The 17,991-nt window shown below is 64.0% G+C and carries 16 protein-coding genes; 2 read left to right on the forward strand and 14 right to left on the reverse strand.

The window, feature by feature from the left end:
* The first annotated feature begins 71 nt into the window (after positions 1–71).
* Both BLR63_RS21935 and BLR63_RS21940 read left to right on the forward strand, forming a co-directional pair.
* Positions 72–683 carry a hypothetical protein gene (locus BLR63_RS21935; protein ID WP_010565360.1) on the forward strand — a complete coding sequence of 204 codons (612 nt, stop codon included), beginning with the start codon at positions 72–74 and terminating at the stop codon, positions 681–683.
* A gap of 16 nt (positions 684–699) precedes the next feature.
* Positions 700–1,287 (forward strand): hypothetical protein, encoded by a 588-nt coding sequence (locus tag BLR63_RS21940; protein ID WP_010565359.1) that lies wholly within the window; start codon positions 700–702, stop codon positions 1,285–1,287.
* Between the two features lie 49 nt (positions 1,288–1,336).
* On the opposite strand, the gene pgaD is transcribed toward BLR63_RS21940, so the two are convergent.
* From pgaD to BLR63_RS22010, 14 genes are all read right to left on the reverse strand, one after another.
* Positions 1,337–1,819, reverse strand: coding sequence for a poly-beta-1,6-N-acetyl-D-glucosamine biosynthesis protein PgaD (gene pgaD / locus BLR63_RS21945; protein WP_010565358.1), 483 nt, complete (start codon positions 1,817–1,819; stop codon positions 1,337–1,339).
* A 2-nt stretch (positions 1,820–1,821) separates the two neighbouring features.
* Positions 1,822–3,162 (reverse strand): poly-beta-1,6-N-acetyl-D-glucosamine synthase, encoded by a 1,341-nt coding sequence (gene pgaC / locus BLR63_RS21950; protein ID WP_010565357.1) that lies wholly within the window; start codon positions 3,160–3,162, stop codon positions 1,822–1,824.
* Between the two features lie 2 nt (positions 3,163–3,164).
* Entirely contained in the window at positions 3,165–5,162 is a 1,998-nt protein-coding gene (gene pgaB, locus BLR63_RS21955; RefSeq protein ID WP_010565356.1) for a poly-beta-1,6-N-acetyl-D-glucosamine N-deacetylase PgaB, read from the reverse strand.
* 12 nt (positions 5,163–5,174) lie between these two features.
* The gene (gene pgaA / locus BLR63_RS21960; protein WP_010565355.1) at positions 5,175–7,655 is read right to left on the reverse strand and encodes a poly-beta-1,6 N-acetyl-D-glucosamine export porin PgaA; all 2,481 of its coding nucleotides are present in this window, start codon (positions 7,653–7,655) and stop codon (positions 5,175–5,177) included.
* 233 nt (positions 7,656–7,888) lie between these two features.
* Positions 7,889–9,385, reverse strand: a complete 1,497-nt coding sequence (locus BLR63_RS21965) for a YdgA family protein (RefSeq protein WP_042946901.1) — start codon at positions 9,383–9,385, stop codon at positions 7,889–7,891.
* Between the two features lie 137 nt (positions 9,386–9,522).
* On the reverse strand, positions 9,523–10,155 hold the full coding sequence (locus BLR63_RS21970) for a hypothetical protein (protein ID WP_010565353.1): 633 nt from the start codon (positions 10,153–10,155) through the stop codon (positions 9,523–9,525).
* Between the two features lie 96 nt (positions 10,156–10,251).
* On the reverse strand, positions 10,252–11,694 hold the full coding sequence (locus BLR63_RS21975) for an efflux transporter outer membrane subunit (protein ID WP_010565352.1): 1,443 nt from the start codon (positions 11,692–11,694) through the stop codon (positions 10,252–10,254).
* Complete coding sequence (locus BLR63_RS21980; RefSeq protein WP_010565351.1) at positions 11,691–12,581, reverse strand: efflux RND transporter periplasmic adaptor subunit; 891 nt, start codon at positions 12,579–12,581, stop codon at positions 11,691–11,693. Before BLR63_RS21980 ends, BLR63_RS21975 begins: the two co-directional genes overlap by 4 nt.
* Positions 12,578–12,787 (reverse strand): DUF1656 domain-containing protein, encoded by a 210-nt coding sequence (locus BLR63_RS21985; protein ID WP_010565350.1) that lies wholly within the window; start codon positions 12,785–12,787, stop codon positions 12,578–12,580. The genes BLR63_RS21980 and BLR63_RS21985 overlap by 4 nt, the downstream gene beginning before the upstream one ends.
* Positions 12,784–14,856, reverse strand: a complete 2,073-nt coding sequence (locus BLR63_RS21990) for an FUSC family protein (protein WP_010565349.1) — start codon at positions 14,854–14,856, stop codon at positions 12,784–12,786. Before BLR63_RS21990 ends, BLR63_RS21985 begins: the two co-directional genes overlap by 4 nt.
* Positions 14,853–15,284 (reverse strand): MarR family winged helix-turn-helix transcriptional regulator, encoded by a 432-nt coding sequence (locus BLR63_RS21995; protein ID WP_010565348.1) that lies wholly within the window; start codon positions 15,282–15,284, stop codon positions 14,853–14,855. The genes BLR63_RS21990 and BLR63_RS21995 overlap by 4 nt, the downstream gene beginning before the upstream one ends.
* A gap of 308 nt (positions 15,285–15,592) precedes the next feature.
* A complete protein-coding gene (locus BLR63_RS22000; protein ID WP_010565347.1) occupies positions 15,593–15,838 on the reverse strand; it encodes a DUF2789 domain-containing protein in 246 nt (81 codons plus the stop codon).
* A gap of 66 nt (positions 15,839–15,904) precedes the next feature.
* Positions 15,905–16,492, reverse strand: a complete 588-nt coding sequence (cysC, locus tag BLR63_RS22005) for an adenylyl-sulfate kinase (RefSeq protein ID WP_010565346.1) — start codon at positions 16,490–16,492, stop codon at positions 15,905–15,907.
* Positions 16,476–17,990: a TolC family protein gene (locus tag BLR63_RS22010; RefSeq protein WP_010565345.1), complete on the reverse strand. Its 1,515-nt coding sequence runs from the start codon at positions 17,988–17,990 to the stop codon at positions 16,476–16,478. The genes cysC and BLR63_RS22010 overlap by 17 nt, the downstream gene beginning before the upstream one ends.
* Between the last annotated feature and the right edge of the window lies 1 nt (position 17,991).

Raw genomic sequence — 17,991 nt, forward strand, 5'->3', positions numbered from 1 at the left:
AACCGTGCGCTCAAGTTATGCGCGAGCGGGTCGAGACACTGACTTGGTTCGTTCATTTATAGGGATATTGCATGCATAAACTTCTCCTTCGGGCTGTGGCTCTGATCGCGGCGCTGTCGATGACCGGCTGCGTGTCCTACACCGTCACCGGCCCTATCGCCGCTCCGCTTCAACCGGTGCCTGTCAGCAGCCCGCGCAGCGCGCAAATCGCCGATGTCACCGTGAGCGCCGCCGACGTCAACGATGCGAACAAGACCGCCATCAGCCGCTCCCTGACCGCCCAGCTCAACCAGTACGTGCGCACGGCGGGTTACTTCAAGCAGGTCACCGAGTACCCCGTGCGCCTGGAAGAGAACGACGTGGTGCTCAAGTTCAACATGACCTCCCTCAAGGGCCATCGCGCGCCGCACCCGGCGTACGTGCCCGGCGCGCTGTTGACGCTGACGATCTGGATCTGGGTCAACGGCCCTATCTACGTGGACAGCTTCGACGTGGCCGGCGACCTGGTGATCGTCGACCGCAACGGCAAGGAACTGGCCACGGCCAAGGACACGATCACGTTCGAGCACAACGTCGGCCTCTACAGCGGCCAATATTGGGCACCGTCCATGGGCGGCCAACAGTTGACCAAACTGGTCGCGCAACTGCTCGACACCGCGACCGCCAAACTGGCCAAGCCGTAATTTCAAGGAGCAACACATGAAGGGATTGATCAAACACAGCCTGGTGCTCATGGCGGTCTTGCTGACTGGCTGCGTGTCCTACTCGCAACACGAATTGCCGGTGGTACAACCCTGGCCGCCGACTGCCAACGCGCCAGCGCAGAAGCCAACGGCGTACGTGCGCACCACGGCGCAAAACCACGTCAACGGCGGCCCAGGCAACGCCGCGGTCGGTGCCCCGGTGGTGCTGTGGGAAAAGGCCGTAGCCGATTCGTACCGCGCCTCCAACCGTTTTTCGCGGGTGAGCACCGACAAGGTCGACTCGGATCTCTACGTGGACGCCACACTGCACAACAACGAAGAGTACAGCCCGGTGTCGGCGTTCATCACCGGCTTCACGTTCTTCATCATCCCGTCGACGGCGAAGAACACCTTCACCCTGGAAACGGTGTTCAAGGACAAGGACGGCAAAGAACTGGGCCGGGTCAAAAAGAGCGAATCGGTGCGGACCTGGATGCACCTGGTGCTGATCGTGGGTCTCCCGTTCCAGGCCGATACGCGGGATGTTGTGGAAGCGCTGACGCGCAGCACGCTGGACGAGGCGGTGCAGCGCAAGTTGCTGTAACGCGCAAGCCCGCAGGGGGTTGGTGCCGGCTTGAGGAATTGCGCCTGCGCTAGCTGGCGTCCTTGTTTCGATCCTGGCCCGGCACCAGGGTCAGCCCCGGTTTTTCCACATCGCGGGAGACATGGGCTTTCACTTCCGAGACGTGCCCTTCTTCGTCGTTGTGGATCACCAGCACCCCCGGCCGGCGCAGTTGCTCCAGCTCGCCTTCGGCCAGGCTGAAGCTCTCGCTGAGGTTCTTGTCGCTCAGGGCCTTGGCTTCGGCGCGACGCCGGGCGAACTGGCGGCCTCGACGTTGCTGGTAGCGGGCCCAACTGATCAGGATCACGGCGTTGAACACAGCAATCCACAGGTAGACCTGCAAGGTATTGATCGCGGCAAAAATCGGCGCGTCGAAGCGCGGGCCGCCGTGGGTGTCGAGCATCGAGCCGATCCCCCGCGCCAGCAGCCAGATCAACCCGGCCCAGGCGACCAGGGTCAACAGCACATCGATGAGCCACATCGCGGTGCGTTGGCGGGTTCTGACCAGTTTCATGCTCACACCTCCTTTTCAACAGGTTTGATGCCGCGATCCGGGCTGACCCAGCGCGCGCGCTTCTGGTGCTGCTTGAACAGCACCCTGGGGAAGCTGACCAAGGTGGTGAACAGGCTCACCAGCCAGAACACCATCGGGTACCACACGGTCCAAAACAGGGTTTTCCACAGGTCTTTTTCGTAGCGCCGGTCGATCAGGATGCTCACCGCGAACTGCAGCAGGCACACCATCGCCAGCACCAGCCCGGTGAACGCCGGCGGCATCAGCGACTCGACGGTAATCGCCTGGGGCAACGGGATGAACTTGCCCACGCTCCAGAAGATCACCGAAAGCATGAAGGTGAACGCCCAGCCGGTGGACAAGCAGTATTCGAACAGCAGCGGCCACAGGTAGCGATGACGCCACTGCCAGATGCCACGGATGTTCTTGAACAGCACCTCGGCACCGCCCTGGGCCCAGCGCAGACGCTGGCGCCACAGGCCGCCGACGGTTTCCGGCATGAGGATCCAGCACAGTGCGCGGGGCTCGTAGAAGATGCTCCAGTGATCGAGCTGCAGCTTCCAGCTGACATCGATGTCCTCGGTGATCATGTCGGTGCTCCAGTAGTCGACGCGGTCCAGCGCCTTTTTACGGAACGCCACCACCACACCGGACACCGTGAAGATCCGACCGACTACCCGTTGGGTGCGCTTGATCAAACCGATGATCGAGGAGAACTCGCCCACCTGCACGCGGCCGATCAAAGTCGAGCGCGTGCGGATGCGCGGGTTGCCGGTCACGGCGCCCAGGCGCGGGTTGTCGAGCATCGGCGCGACCAGGTAGGCCGCCGCGTTTTTGTCGAGCAATGCGTCGCCGTCGATGCACACCAGGTATTCGCTGCGCGACGCCACCGCGCCCATGCGCAAGGCCACGGCCTTACCCTGGTTCTGCGCCAGGTGCAACACCCGCAGGCGTGGGTGCTGCAAGGCCAGGGCATCGAGCACCTGCGCGGTGTTGTCCGTGGAACCGTCGTTGACGGCGATCACTTCGATATTCGGGTACACCTGGCCCAGCGCGGCTTCCAGGGTGTCGGCGACGTTTTCCCCTTCGTTGTAGCAAGGGATGATGATCGAGATCAGCGGGTTGCCGGCCAGAGGCGGCGCCGGGGTGTCGTCTTCCCACGGCCAGTGGCGCTCCCAGTGCAGCCAGAAGTACAGGCCGCCGGCGATCCACAGCGCCGACATGAACAGCGGGTAGAAAAACACGAAGTCCATCAGGAACTGCCCGGTGACCAGGAAGATCAGGCCCAGGGGCACGCCCAATACCAGTGCCAATACGAATAACGCCAGGATTCTGTCGAACATGGTCAAGGGTTCCATTGGTTGGAAAGGGCCGGACGCACGGTGTTCAGGTCCGGCGAGTTCTCCAGGAAGTTGTCCGGGTAATAACCAAAACTCGTGACCCCCTGGCGTTTGAGCACACCCATCCATTGCGCCATCTGCACACCATCGATATCGGGCGCGGCCTTGGTGCGCCAGTCTTTGGCTTGCAGCTCAAAGACCGTCCGCTGCAATGCCCCAGGGCGTGCCTTGACCGTGGCGACCAGTTTTTCCAACCAAGCATTGGACGTCTTCAGTTCCTGCCCTTCCATCAGCGGCATGGCCATGGGCGCGGTCCAGTCGTAGGTCTGGAGGAAATCGTCGAGGTTCTGCGCGAACCACGCCTCGCTGGCCGGGTTGAGCATCGGTTCGGCGAAGATATTCCGCGCGGTCTGCACCTGCGGCCCACCGATGGCGCGCACCTTGGCGGTCAGCTCCTGGGTGAAGTCGATCAGGTAGCGGCTCTTGAATCGCGTCCAGCGCTGCATCACCGCCGGGTCGGCGCGCAAGGCCGCGATGCTGGTGGGCAGGCCGTGGGCAGCGTAGGCCTTGAGCGCGGCGGGGCTGGCGTCTTCGAAGTCCGACAGCAACGCATCGTCGTGGTACAGCACACCGTCGATGACACTGTTGCGCGCCAGGTCCTCATAGAGCTCGCCGATGATCTTGCGCACCTGCGGGTCGAACGGCGACAGGCGCTGGTATTGATCCGGGTCGAGGCCGACCTGGCCGGTTTGCGGATCCCAGCGGGTCACGCGCGGCAGCTTGGGGTCGAGGGCGAAACTCAGCACCGGCATCCACGCATACACGCTGGCATGGGCACGGGTGCGCAGTTGCCAGGCGACGCGGTTGAACAGGTCGGCGCGCACCGGCAGGTGGCGGTTGGGGAAGTACAGCTCATGCACCAGGCCGTCGCCCTTGGGGTCGGCGAAAGCTTGCAGGAACACGGTGCCCGCGCCCATGTCCATGACGCGCTGCACCAGTTGGTCGAGGTTGCGCGCCTGCTGCGCCGCGTCCGGGTCGTAGACGTTGTCCAGGTCCACATGCAGCACGCGCAGCGGCGCCTGGGTTTGCACCGCGACGATGCTGTTGGCGAAATGCTCGCCGTCCGGATCGGAGGCCACCAGGAAGCGTGGGCTGTTCATCAGGGCGGTCGAGCTGTCGAGGCCGTCATCCAGGGTCAGGGCCATCTCATAGCCATGCTCGCCGACGATCGCCAGCGAGGTGCCTTTGGCCACGCCATAGGGCCACACCCACACCCGTGGCGCCTTGCCGGTGACGGTGCGGATCTTGTCGGAGATCGCCACCACATCCGCACGCATCCGCGCCTGGAACTGCGCTTGGGTTTCATAGCGGCCGGTGGCCGGATCAAAGCGCAGGGAGGTCGCCGCCGGCTCCAGGTTGCCCTGGGGGTTGGCCAGAATGCCTTTGTGACTGGCATCGGTGTGGGCGGCGATTTCCACCAGGCCGGACTGGGACACTTCACGAATCTGCTGCCAGGTGAGGAACTCGCCACGCGGCCGTGGTGAGCCGGCAAAGTCCACCGGTTGGTTCGACGGCGTGTCGATCCAGGTGCCGACCGGCGCGAGCAAGGCCGGCCAGCGATAGGCGCGCAGGATCGGCATCACGCGGGTGTAGAAGCTCGAATAGCCGTCATCGAAGCTGAGCAGGATGGCTTTGGGCGGCAACACCGGGCCACCCCGGCGCGCTGCGAGAATCTGGTCGACAGTCACCGGCTGATAGCCGTTTTCGCGCAGCCAGGCCAACTGCTCGATCAACCGTTCGGTACGCACCGCCACCACCGCCTGATCGGGGTCGCGGTCCTCGACGTCGTGGTAGGCAATGCCCAGGAAGTGGTTTTTCGGCCACGGCGCTTCGTTGGCCGGGGTCGGCCGCTCGGCGGGTGGAGTGAAGGGCGCGGGTTGCTGGGCGCAGGCGCTGGCCAGCAATACACCCAGGACCAACAAGCAACGGCTGAGGACGGTCATGGTCAGGCTCTTCTAGAAACGGTAAGTGAGGTCGACGAGCAGGCGCAGATCGCGTTCGCGAGCACCGTCATAAGGTCGGCTGATCAGGCTGAGGTTGGCCCCCACGTCCAGGACATCGTTCCAGCGCAAGCGTTGGCCATAACCGATCAGGCCGACGCCACCGGTGGAATAATCCCGCTGGCTGTAGGTTCCCGCACCGACTTGGAACTGCTGACTCCACTGGGTCTCGTAGCGGTGATAGAGCACGTGGTTGACGTTGACGATGGGCAATACGCTGAAGTCGGACCTGGGGTTGAAGTACACCGTGTCTGCCTTGCTGTTGTGGCTGGCGCCGACTTCCAGGCCCAGGTCCACTTGCACATGGGACGAGCTGTAGAGGCCCTCGCGGCCGGTGAGCAAGGCTTCGACCCGGTCGTTGCCGTCGCTGAAATGGGACGGGCTCAGGGACAGTTTCCATTCGCGGCTTTCATTGGCGCGCCAGCGGATAAAGCCGCTGCCGCCGTTGGCGGTGATGTCGGCGTTCAAGGCCCGCAGCGGCGTGGTGGCCAGCAGGTAGCCGAGGCTGGCGCCGTATTGCCAGTTGTCATTGATGTCGCGGGTCATCGACACCGCCGCGCCCTGCTTGCTGCCGAAGCCGTAGGAATGGTTGGACACCTCGGCTTCCAGGGTCATGTCACGGGTACGCCGCTCCACGCCCACGCGCTGGAAACGGTGCTGGCCGGTGCCTTCGGTGAAGTCGGCGGTGGCGTATCCGGCGCCGGCGAATACGCGCCAGTCTTCGTCGATGGGCGGGCTGTAGAGCACGCTTTCGATGCCCCAGTCGCGGCTGCCGCTCACCGCACCGGCATCCTGGTTATTACCACCGCCATAGCTTTTGCCGGTGTAGGCCTCGACGCGCAGCTCGGCCATGTCGTGCACATCGCGCAGGCGGCTGAGGCGCTGCACCTGGCGGTTATCGGGGTTACGCGCCAGGACGTCATCGGTCAGCGCATCCATTTGCCGCCATTCCTGCAGGTCCATGGCGGTGTAGGCCTGGCTCACTTCCAGGCCGATATCGCGCGGGGCCTGGGTTTCGGTTTCCTTGAGGGTGCCTTCGGCGCGACGCGGCCACTCACGGGCGCGGTACATGTCGGCCTGGGCCACGCGCAGGCCGACATTGCCCGGCGCCTTGGCCACCAGGGCTTCAAGCCCGGCTTCGCTGCCCGGCAGGTCGCCGCCGTAGGTGCCAGCCTGGGCCGCGAGTTGCTGCGCGTCCATCCAACTGTCGCTGGGGTTGCCGATCGGCAGGCCCTTGAGTTCGACGCGCGGTTTTTCCTGGTTGGCCAGGTTGCTGGCGACCTCTCGGGCCTCCATCACCTTGTCGCTTTCGAGCAAGGCATAGAACAGCGCGGTGCTGTCTTCGACACGATCAGCCGGGTCGGCATCCGCTGCGCTCAGCGCCTGGCGATACAGCGGCTCGGCCTTTTCCGGCTCGCGCTGGTCGAGGTAGGCGGCGGCCACCCAGCGCACGGCGTAGGTCGGCAATTGCACGCCTTCGCCTTTCAGGGTTTCGTACTCGCGGATCACATCCGCCATGCGCGCCCGCGCCTTGAGGGCGCCCAGGCGGTCGATACGCCAAGTCACTACGTCGTCGTGGGCGCCGGGCTCCGGGGGCCAGCGGGCGAGCAGTCGGTCGTAATCCTGCAGCGCGCGGTCGGCGATGACATAGCGTTCCTGTTCAGTGCGCGTGGCGAACTCGGCCATGCGCACGCGCTCGGCGGCGAGGTCGCCTTCCAGCCGGCGCTGGGTGACCGCGTCCAACAGGCCGGGACGCAGGGCCGACAGGCGCAACGCCGGCTCCGGCAGACGGGCTTTTTGCAGGGCGACGATGTATTCGCGGGCGACGTCGGGTTTGTCGCCGGCGCGGATGAATGCTTGGTCGAATTCATGCAGCGCGTCGTAGTTCAAGCCTGCACGGGTCAGCGCGTAGCCCAGGGCCATGCGCCGGTTGGGGTCATCAGGCTTGGCCGCCACCAGCGCGCGGGTGCGTTGCACGGCTTCGCTGGCCTGGCCGCCATCGGCCTGGGTGAGGGCCAGGCCCAATTGCAGGTCGACATTATTTGGCTCGCGCAACAGCGCCTGGCGATAGACCGCCTCGGCCTGGGCCCATTGCTTCTGGTTGCGATAGGTGCGCGCGACGGTGGCCAGCGCCTGGGTGCTCAGGTTGCGATGTTTACCCTGGGCCTCGTACACCTGCAGCACTTCGGCGTCCTGGCCGGCCCACCCGGCGATGACCAGGTGATCGCTGACCTGGCCTGGGGTCTGGCGTTCGCTGGAGAGCTGACGAAGTTGCGTGAGCGCAGGGGTGAAGTTGCCGTTGCGCGCCTGGATGATCAGGGCGTCGTAGGCCGGATCGGCCTTGGCGAAAGCGGGCACCAGCAGTTGGCTGCACAAGGCGATCCCGATGAGCAGTCGCAACCGGCCTGAAGCACTGAGGGGGAGGTTTCGCAACATATCGTGAGCTTCCTTACACACGGAAAGCTTTAACGATAGGTGGTCCTGAGCAATTTGCCTCAGGGTGCCGACGTCTGATGACCCGGCCGGGCTTTCCTGGGGTCACTATCTCCGACGTCTGAATCGAAATGCACAAACCGGAACATTTGTTCAGATTTGCCCCGCCATTCTGAAATACAAATGGGGGAGTGGACTGGCCTGCTCCCCCATGATTGCTTTCGGTGTTGACTCTTTTACTGCGCGCCGCTCACCGCACCGACTTTCGCGATCACAAAACCAATGAACTGCTCGACGGTCATCTTCTGGCCGTTGAAGATCACTTCGTTGTTGGCGTAGTGCAACTTGGACACCACGTCGCTGCCCACCAGGGTCGCCAGCTGTGTGCCAACGGCCATGCCGCTGACCATATCGCTGGCCATCTGGGATTGCTGCTCGATGGCTTGAGGGTCGGTCACGCCACTCACCTGCGCTTGCAGGGCGGCAACGTCGGCGATCATCGGCTTGGACAGGGTCAGGTTGGCGTCCAACAGCGCGATCACCTGCTTGCCCAGCTCAACCGGCGGCAGTTCCATGGACGCGGGCTTGGCCAGGTCCAGCGCGAGGCTGAATCTGCTTTCGCCGTGGGTGGTTTTCAGGGACAGGTTTTCCAGCGCCAGGTGGGGCTTGGCCGCCAGCAACTGGTTGACGTTGGCTTCGACCAGGGCCTGCTCGGCGTCGGTCAATTGCAGCTCCGGCACCGGTTCGCCGGCGGCGGCAGCGGCTTGCACCGGCTGCATCTTGTCTTGGTACAGCTTGGTCAGCAGCAGGCCCGACGGTACGTCGATGTTCTTCAAACTCAGGGCCATGGCGGCGGAACCAACCGGTTTGCCCTGGTAGCCGATCTCGTCGATCTTGTAGTCGACGCGGCCGTCCATGTTGTTGTCTTTGATGTCGCTGCTGTCTTTCTGCTCGAAGCCCTTGAGGGTGAGCACGGCTTTCTGCGGGCCGAAGGTCAGCTTGGTGTCGGTCAGCTCGATCGTGTTCTGGCCGGTGTAGAAACCGAAAGTGGATTTCTCGACATTGCTGGCCACGGTCAGGCCGGCGAATTCAACGTCGAAGGGCGCGCCATTGGCGTCGACCACCGCGACCTTGAGGCTGTTCATGTAGCCATCGGCCTTGACCTTCTTGCCCTCGGCGGTGCTGTCGATGTCCAGGTTGGCGCCGGAGAAGCTCACCGAGGACGTGTCGTCCTTGAACTCCAGGGGCAGCAGTTCGAGATTGCCGTTGACCGAGCGGTTGTAGCCGATATTGACGACGCCTTTGAGGGGCGAGACGTCCTTGGCGGCGGCGAACCATTTTTCGCTGGTGGCGTTCTTTTCCAGTGCGTAGTGACTGGTGGCCATGACCGGCAGCCATTTGAACGACACCAGGCGCGAGAACGGCAGCGGGCCGTGTTCGATATGGTCGACGAACAGAAGTTCGGGGTTGGGGTTCTGCTCACCAAAGAACGAGCCCTGCGCCTTGACGCGATAATGCGCGGTGCTGCTGAACAAGCCACGCTCCAGGGACGCCAGCTCCAGGACAACGCTGCCGTCGACGCCGGCCATGGAGCGCTGCAGTTCCTTGTTGGCATCCTGGATCGCCGTTTGCAGCACCGGCTCAAGTTGCTTACCGGTGTACCAGGCACCGCCTGCACTGACGACGCCAACGGCGACAACGAAACCCAAGAGAACGACTGCTGGCTTATTCATGAAGTGACCTGATCAAATCCTGTGAGAAGTGGGCTGTCTTCCTTGACCCCCGGGAGGAGGGCTGAAAACGGGGGGAAGATTAGCACTGGCGGCCGCGAACGGCCCAGCTTTTCAGAGGGTTCAGGTCGACCGTTGGTTCACGAATATTCCAATTCGATTTCGTCGAGTTGGTGGTCGAAACTCTTCAGGCGCGCGGTCCAGGTGTACACCAGCACCTCGAATTCACGGTGGATCACGGCATTGCCGGGGGTGTCGGCCTTGGGATCGCAGAAGTCCAGTTGGTAGCGCTCACGGGCCATCTGGGTGGCGACGTCGGACAATTCCCGCGCGTTATTCAGCCAATGCCTACCTTCGGCGACCTGTCGATCCAGCACCACGCATTGTTTTTTCAGGACTTCGAGGCTTTTTTCCAGGGGCGTGCCGGTGAGGTCGCCCATGACTTCCTGGAAGGTACGCCCCGGCTGCCAATAGCTGCCCCAGAAATAGCGGTCGAAGACCGTCTCGACCCGGCGCAGGGCGACCTTGGTGTCCCAGATCGCCACGCGGGTCTTGCCTTGCTCAAGGAGCTTTTTCTTCACCCGCAGATTTTGGTAGGAGGCCCAGGCGACCACGCCAATCGACAAGGTGCCGATCACCAGGCACGCACTGTCGAGGAACACCATGGCCTTGTCGATTTGATGGGCGAGCATGACGCCGTAGAAGTAAGTCGCCGATAACAGCACCAGTGCGAAGAACACGCACCAGAAAGCGGGAGCATAAGGGTTTTTCATTATTGGAATCCCCATGAGCAAACGCGAGCAGTGTCAAGCGAGCCGCCGGCCGGTCAAAAAGCCCCGCGACTCGCCTGTCAAAGCATAGCTAGTCGCTCAGGGTTTGCCGGCCTGCGAGGCTTGCGTTCGTCCGCTTTCCCAGCCGCCGCCCAGGGCCAGGAACAGATCGATCTGGCTCATGGCGACCTGGGTGTTGGCCGCCGCCAGCTGCGCGCGCACGTCGGTGTAGGTGCGGGTGGCTTGCAGGTCGGCCAGGAACGACGCGCGGCCGGCCTGGAAGAAACGGTGGGTCTGGTCGGCGGCTTCACGGGCAGAGTCGTCGGCTTCGGCCAGGGCGTCGCGGCGTTGCAACTGTGCGGTGTATTGGGCCAGGCCCGTCTGGGTTTCGCGGATGGCGTTGAGCACCACGCCGTCGAAATGCGCCAGGGCGCCCTGGGTCGCGGCTTCGGCCTCATGGATACGCGCCCGCGCGCCGTTGGTCGGCACCGACCAGCTGATCAGCGGGCCGAAGCCCCAGCGGTTGGTGGCCGGCTGACCGAGGTTTTCCAGAATACCGACGGTGCTGACGGAGGCGCCGATGCTGATGTCCGGGTACAGCGCACCGGTCGCCACGCCGATACGTGCGGTGGCGGCCGCCAATTGGCGTTCGGCCTGGCGCACATCGGGGCGACGCTTGAGCAGCGCGGCGCCGTCGCCCACCGGCAGCAACTGGGCGATGTGCGGCAGCTCGGCGCACGTCCCGGTGCCCGCCGGCAACTGGTCCACCGGTTTGGCCAGCAGCATCGACAGGCGGAACAACCCGGCCTGGCGCGCGGCTTCGTAGCGCGGCATGTCGGCGCGCAAGGATTTGTATTGGGTCTGCGAGCGAGTCACCTGGGTTTCATCACCGCGCCCGGCGTCACGCAGGCGCTGGGTGAGCTTGGTGCTCTGGGCTTGCAGGTCCAGGGATTCGTTGGCAATCGCCAGCTCTTCGTTGGCCGCGCACACCTGGGTATAGGACCGCACCACATCGGCCACCAGGGTGATGCGGGCGATGTCGGCGGCGGCTTGGGCGGCATCGGCGCTGGCCTGGGCGCTTTCGATGCCGCGTTGCAGGGTACCGAACAGATCGAACTGATAAGAGGTGCTGATCCCGACGCTGCCGATATTTGCCACCGGGACTTTATCCGCCAGCAAAAACGCTTCGCCCGATTCCTGCAGGCGCTGGACCTCGGCCTTGGCGCCAGCGCTCCAGCCGCCGGCGGATTCGGCTTGCTGCACCTGATAGCGCGAGCGCTGCAGGTTGGCCGCCGCCACGCGCAGGTCAGTGTTGGAGGCCATGGCCTGGCGCACCAGTTCATCCAGGCGCGGGTCCTGGTACAGCTTCCACCAGTCCGCCGGCACCGGCGCCGACACCACGTTGTTGCCCTCGCCCGCCAGTTGCCCTTGCAGGTCACCACGGTTGACCGCGGCCTTGTCCGGCAATTGGTAATCCGGGCCCACTACCTGGCAGGCCGACAACAGCAAACCCAACGCGGCGGTGGCCAAAAGCTGCTTCATGGCTGGGCTCCGTCCTGGGGCTTGTCGCCGATGATCGACACCGTCGCCGTGCGCCCGGCGATCATGCGAAAGTCTGCCGGCACGTCGTCGAACGCAATGCGCACCGGAATCCGCTGGGCCAGGCGCACCCAGCTGAACGCCGGGTTGACGTTGGGCAACAGGTTGGCGCCGCTGCTGCGGTCACGGTCTTCGATACCGGCGACGATGCTCTGCACATGGCCGTGCAGGCGTGCGCCGTCGCCGATCACGCGGATATCGACGCCCATGCCGACGTGGATGCCGTCGAGCTTGGTCTCTTCGAAATAACCGTCGATATGGAAGGAGTTGCTGTCCACCACCGACAGCACCGGGTGCCCGGCAGTGACGAACTCCTGGGTGCGCGGCGCACGGTCGTTGACGTAGCCGTCCACGGGGCTGCGGATCACCGAGCGGTCGAGGTTGAGTTGGGCCGAGTCCACCGTCACTTGCGCTTCGGCCAGGGCCGATTGGGCGCGGGCGACGCGGGACTGGCTTTCTTCCAGTTGCTCGATCGGCACCAGGTTGCCCAGGCCACGGTTACGCTTGTACTCGCGCTGGGCCTGGGCCAGGGTTTCCTGGCGGTCGGCCACGGCGGCCTGGGCCTGGCGCAGGGCCAGCTTGAAGCGGTCCTGGTCGACGGCGAACAGCACCTGGCCTTTGCTCACCAACTGGTTGTCGCGCACGTCGACGCGCTGGATCAACCCGGACACGTCCGGGGCGATCTGCACGATATCGGCGCGAATATGGCCGTCACGGGTCCAGGGCGCAAACATGTAGTACATGACCATGCGCCACACAACGACGACCGCGAACGTCACGATCAACAATGTGAGGACTACACGGCCGATGGTCAAAAAGGGTTTTTTCATGTCATCAGGTATCGACTGAGTGAGTCCACCGCGCCCAGCAACAGCGCGTAGAGCCCCACATTGAACAATGCCCGGTGCCAGACCAGGCGATAAAAGTGGACGCGGTTCAACAACCCGTGCACCACCAGAAACAACACGTACGCGATGCCCATCAGCACCAGCAGCGTGGGCAGGAAGACCCCGCTGATATCCAGATCACCGATCATAAAGGCGCTCCATCAGGCAGCGGCGCCTCCACGTCGGTGCCGCCAATGAATTCCACGCCGGGCAACAACGCCAGGCGCAGGCCAGCCAGCGCATGCAACAGGTGCAGGCGGGTGTCGTCTCGCAGGCCCTGGTCGCTGAGGGCGCGGCGCGTGCGGTCGAGGGTCATCAGCAGACCACCCGGCGCAGGCAAGCGTTCACCCGCCTTGAGACAAGCCTTGTAGTAACCGCCCACGCCTTCGACCGCCTGCTCGAGCAGCACCCGTGGCACGCCGTGGATGCGCGGCGAGTAGGCCAGCAGGTCGAGCAGGTTCAGCGCCACACTCAGATCGCGCAGGGCGACACCGCTGTCCTGGCCGATGATGGCCAGGCGCGGCAGGTGTTGCATCAGGCGGTCGAGCATCTGCGCGGCCAGGTGACGGTGTTCGGCCAGGGTCGCCGGTTCGGTCAGGCTGACGATGTCGTGCCAGCTGAACCGGGTCATGCGCTTGGCGGCCAGTTCGGCACCGAAGGGCCGCGCGATCAGCGTCCACACAAAGGCGAACAGCAGGCCCACCGGCCCGGCCAGGTTGACGTTGGTGAAGTTGAGGAAGTCGGCGTCATAGGCACCCTGGATGCTGATGAACGACGAGGTGTTCACCAGCGTCAGCAACATGCCCAGGTAGAACCGCGGCTGCACCGTCAGCGTGCCAATGCAGATAAACGGCACGGCGAACCCCAGCACCAGCATGGGAAAGTCGTGCAGGTTGGGCAGTACCAGGAACAGATACAGGCTGGCGAACAGCACCGACATGGCGGTCCAGAAAAAGAACCGGTAGATCTGCGGGGCCGGGTCGTCCATCGAGGCGAAGAAGCTGCACGCGACAGCGGCCAGGATCACGGCGCTGCCGCCGTCGGTCCAGCCCAGCAGAATCCATAGCACCGAGGCGACGATGATGGCAGTGACCGTGGAAAACGCCGAGTAGAACATCAGCCCACGGTCGAGGAATGGCGTGAGCCGGCCCAGGCGCCAGTGGCGGTAGACGGCGCGCCAGGTGTCCTGGCTTTCGCACTGGATGGCGACTTGCAGGCTGCGGCAGTCTTGCCACAGATCGATCCACTCGCCCAGGCGATACAGGGCGTTGGAAAACAGCAGCGTGTGGCGGTCGTCCAGCGCTTCGCCCTCGGGTTGCAGGGCGTCGAGTCGATCGCGTAGGGCGCGCCAGCGTTCCAGCGGTGCGCTTTGGGTGGTGCTTTGCAGCCATTCGTTGGCCGCCTCGAGCAGCGGCTTCAACTGATCGAGAAACTGCGGCGCACGGTGCTCGATGGCGTACAGCGCGTCGTCCAGGGCGTCCACCACCGGCAGCAGGTGAATCATGCGCCCGCGCAATTCCTTGGTGTTGCGCACCGTCTGCGACCGCGCGCCTTCGTGGGGCAGTTGGCCGATCATCAATTCCAGGGTGTTGAAGGTGACCACCATGCCACCGCGCAGGGCACTGGCTTCGCCCGGCTGCACGGTGCGGCTGAGAAACCGTTGGCTGTAGACCTGGGCATCGGTAAACCACTTGGCTACCGCGCCGTCGAACACCGGCATCAGGCGCCGTGGCCAGAACATCGCGCCCACCACTGCCGCGACCGCGATGCCAAGGAAGATTTCTTCGGTCCGCGCCTCGGCCACATCCCAGACCGTCAGGGGGTTATCCACCACCGGCAGGGCGATCAGCGGCAAGGTGTAGCCGGCCAGCATCAGCGCATAGTTATTCGCGGTGCGCAGGTGCATGGACAAGAACAGCAAAGTACCCGTCCACAAGGCGATCACCACCACCAGCAGGTACGGCGACTGCACGAACATCGGCACGAAGATCACCGCCGCCGCCGCGCCCATAAAGGTGCCGATGGCGCGGTACAAGGCTTTGGAACTGGTGGGGCCGACAAACGGGCTGGAGACGATATACACCGTGGCCATCGCCCAATACGGACGCGGCATTTGCATGAGCATGGCGATGTACAGCGCAATCATCGAAGCGGCAAACGTGCGTACGCCGTAGAACCAGTCCTTCGCCGGCGGCATGCCGGTAAAAAATCCGTTCAAGGGGCGACGACCGTTGGATGTTGATAGGCAGTTTCAAAGGCGCGCAGCACGCGCAGCGCAGCCTCCAAGTCCGCCGGTGCGATATCGGCCAGCACGTCACGGCGCAGGCGCACCAATTGCGCCTCCACCGCCTGCACCAGCTCGCGGCCGCGCTCGGTGAGGCTCAAGGCCTTGGCGCGGCGATCGCAGGCGTCTTCGGTGCGACACACATAGCCGTCATGACACAGCCGGTCGAGCAGGCGCACCAGCGACGGGCTTTCCATCCCGGAAGCCTGGGCCACCTTGACCTGATGCACACCGTCGCCCAAGCGGCCGATCATCAGCAACGGCACGGCGCAGGCTTCGGAAATACCGTAGCTCACCAGCGTGCTCTGGCAGATTTTGCGCCAATTACGGGCGCCCGCCACCATGCTGCTGCTGAGGTTCATCTGGAGTTGTTCGAGGGTCTTGGGCACTGGATCGTTCGCACAAAGTTAGTTTGCTAACTATCAATATGAGCAATGATGCGGCGTCCGTCAAGTTTTGAAACAATTTGGCGGATGGATGGAGAGGCAGGTCAGTGACGCGGGTGTGAGCGCGGGTGTTGGATTTTCATGCTGGGAAAGCGCCCGTCAATCACGGGTTCCTCACTTTGCCCTCCATCACCCGTCTCGACAAATCGCTGCCGTGCGCGTCGAAACGCGGGTTCACGGCCTCGATCACAAGCTAATAATTGCGACATTTCATCAAGGTTTTTTTACACCTCTCGACCCCGCCGCAACATCAGGTTCAACTCATCCACCACTTCCGCCCAATCCGCATCCTCCAGGATCTCCTCACGCAAGAACTGCCGCTGGCTATCCGTCCAGAAAAACGCATCGGCCAGTTGCAGATCCGGCTTGAGCGGTGAATGCGCGGTGATGAACTGCTCGATGCTGGCAGGGTCATCGGCCAGGCCGAGTTGTTTGAACAGCGAGGGCAAGCTGTGTTCGGACGATTGCATGATGAGCTCCGGATAGAGGGGAATTACTCGAGTCTAGCCCTCACCCACGGCAGGCGCGAGCGCGCCCTAGAGGGTTTGCAACCAGGCCTGCAGCTGTGCGACGCATTGCTGCGCGGACAGCTGGCCGGTCTCCAGGACCAGCGCGGCTTGCGGCGGCGGTTCGTAGGGTGAGCCGATACCGGTGAACCCCGGCAATTCGCCGCGTCGGGCGCGGGCGTAGTGGCCTTTGGGGTCGCGGCGTTCGCAGATGTCGAGTGCGGCGTTGCACCACACTTCCCGATAATCCGCGCCCAGGCGTTCGGCGAGCACCGCGCGCAATTCGACCAACGGGGCGATCAACGCCAGGATCACGATTTGCCCGTTATCCACCAGCAACGCCGCCAGTTCGGCGGCGCGGCGGATGTTTTCCAGGCGGTCGCTGTCGGCAAACCCCAGGTCTTTGTTCAACCCGCCGCGCAAAGCATCGCCGTCGAGCACGATGCTTTGTCGGCCTTGTTCGAACAACGCAGCCTGCAGTCCCTGGGCCAGGGTCGATTTACCCGACGCCGGCAGGCCGGTCAGCAGGATCGCCACGCCGCGATGACCGTTGCGAGCCTCACGCTGGGCACGCGTGATGCTCGCGGTCGGTGCCACCAGATTACTGGGCCGCAACATGAGGCGCCGGAACGGCGATGTTGCCGGCGGCCCATGCCGATTCGCGGCCGGCCAGCGCCGTGGCGATGGATTGCACGCGGTCGGAATCGACCTGCTCCGGCAGCGGGTCGAGCCCGGCGCTGGCGAAGATCTGGCCATAGGCGTTGCGCAGGTCGGCGTAGGCCAGGTCGCGACGCAGATCGGCTTGCAGGGTATTGAGTTCGCCCTGGATCAGGTCCAGTTCGCCCAGGCCCGCCGCTTGGTGACGGTTGCGCAACTGGGTGAGGATCTGCCCGTCGATGTCGGCCAGTTGTTCGTTGGTCTTGAACTGGCGCACGGCGTCCTGGAAGTTCGCGTTGGCGACGTAGAGTTGCGCCAGCACCGCGATGGACATGGCCTGGCGTCGTGCGGTGGCGACTTCTTCGCCGGCCTTGGCGACGTCGATGGCTGCCGGGGCGGAAAGCACGTTGAACAGGTTCCAGGTGACCTTGGCGCCGTAGTCGGCCCAGCGGTTGTCCACCAGGAAGGAGTTGCTGTCGTAATGCCCGCCGGCCGAGAACTCCAGGCCCGGCAGCAGGCGCAGCATGGCCTTGCGGGTTTCGGCGGCGCTGATGCGGGTCTGGTAGTCCTGCTCGCGCAGTTCAGGGCGGTTAGCCAGGGCTTCCTGTTCCAGGCTGGCCAGGTTGACCTTGAGCTGCGGCACGGCGTAGTCGTCCGGCGTGGCCAGCTTGAGGTCGGTGCCCATGGGCAGGTTGATCAGGGTCGACAATTCGGTCTTGGCCAGGGAGAGCGCACGGCGCTGTTCCTGCAATTGGCGCGTGGCTTCGATCAGCGAGCGCTGGTAGCCCAGAGCCTGGACCGGGTCGCCGATACGCTGTTCGCTCATGCTTTGGCTGTTGGTCTGGGCCTGGTCGACCCGCGCCATCAGGCTGTCGATCTGGGTCAGCAGGCGTTCGGCCGCGACCGCCCGCCAGTAGGCCGAGCGCACGTCCTGAACGATGGTGTTGATCACCTTGCGGCGCCGTTCCTGGACGATCAGCCGTTGGTCGCCTTGCTGTTTGGCGCTGATGTAGCTGACGCCGAAGTCGAGGACGTTCCACACCATGGTCAGGTCGGCCACGCGGCGGTCGCGGTCCTGGGACGTCGACGGTTCCAGGGACTGGGTGCCGGTGCGTACGCTCTGGCTGCTGGAGGCATTGGTGTTGTTACGCCCGGCGTAACCGGCGGACAACGCCATGCGCGGCAGCATGTCGAAACTGGCGAGGTCGAGTTGGCGCTTGGCCAAGGCCTCCTCCATGATCTTCAAGCGCCCTTCGAGGTTGTATTTCACCGCACGGGCCATGGCCTGGTGCAGTGTCAATGGGCCGTTCAATGGCTCCTGATTCTTGTACATGCCTTGCAGGTCGCTGCGGGCTCGTTGCTCGCTGACACTGCGTTCAATCGGCTCGCTGGTGACCGCACAACCGCTGATCGCCAGCGCCAGCACGCTGGCGCCGAACAACTTATGAACTGTTTTCATC

This window comes from Pseudomonas extremaustralis, assembly GCF_900102035.1.
Lineage (GTDB): Bacteria > Pseudomonadota > Gammaproteobacteria > Pseudomonadales > Pseudomonadaceae > Aquipseudomonas > Aquipseudomonas extremaustralis.

Excerpts from the sequence above, each read along its gene's own strand:
- BLR63_RS21935 (WP_010565360.1), top strand. The coding sequence starts at position 72 with ATGCATAAACTTCTCCTTCGGGCTGTGGCTCTGATCGCGGCGCTGTCG.
- BLR63_RS21940 (WP_010565359.1), top strand. The coding sequence starts at position 700 with ATGAAGGGATTGATCAAACACAGCCTGGTGCTCATGGCGGTCTTGCTG.
- pgaD (WP_010565358.1), bottom strand. The coding sequence starts at position 1,819 with ATGAAACTGGTCAGAACCCGCCAACGCACCGCGATGTGGCTCATCGAT.
- pgaC (WP_010565357.1), bottom strand. The coding sequence starts at position 3,162 with ATGTTCGACAGAATCCTGGCGTTATTCGTATTGGCACTGGTATTGGGC.
- pgaB (WP_010565356.1), bottom strand. The coding sequence starts at position 5,162 with ATGACCGTCCTCAGCCGTTGCTTGTTGGTCCTGGGTGTATTGCTGGCC.
- pgaA (WP_010565355.1), bottom strand. The coding sequence starts at position 7,655 with ATGTTGCGAAACCTCCCCCTCAGTGCTTCAGGCCGGTTGCGACTGCTC.
- BLR63_RS21965 (WP_042946901.1), bottom strand. The coding sequence starts at position 9,385 with ATGAATAAGCCAGCAGTCGTTCTCTTGGGTTTCGTTGTCGCCGTTGGC.
- BLR63_RS21970 (WP_010565353.1), bottom strand. The coding sequence starts at position 10,155 with ATGAAAAACCCTTATGCTCCCGCTTTCTGGTGCGTGTTCTTCGCACTG.
- BLR63_RS21975 (WP_010565352.1), bottom strand. The coding sequence starts at position 11,694 with ATGAAGCAGCTTTTGGCCACCGCCGCGTTGGGTTTGCTGTTGTCGGCC.
- BLR63_RS21980 (WP_010565351.1), bottom strand. The coding sequence starts at position 12,581 with ATGAAAAAACCCTTTTTGACCATCGGCCGTGTAGTCCTCACATTGTTG.
- BLR63_RS21985 (WP_010565350.1), bottom strand. The coding sequence starts at position 12,787 with ATGATCGGTGATCTGGATATCAGCGGGGTCTTCCTGCCCACGCTGCTG.
- BLR63_RS21995 (WP_010565348.1), bottom strand. The coding sequence starts at position 15,284 with ATGAACCTCAGCAGCAGCATGGTGGCGGGCGCCCGTAATTGGCGCAAA.
- BLR63_RS22000 (WP_010565347.1), bottom strand. The coding sequence starts at position 15,838 with ATGCAATCGTCCGAACACAGCTTGCCCTCGCTGTTCAAACAACTCGGC.
- cysC (WP_010565346.1), bottom strand. The coding sequence starts at position 16,492 with ATGTTGCGGCCCAGTAATCTGGTGGCACCGACCGCGAGCATCACGCGT.
- BLR63_RS22010 (WP_010565345.1), bottom strand. The coding sequence starts at position 17,990 with ATGAAAACAGTTCATAAGTTGTTCGGCGCCAGCGTGCTGGCGCTGGCG.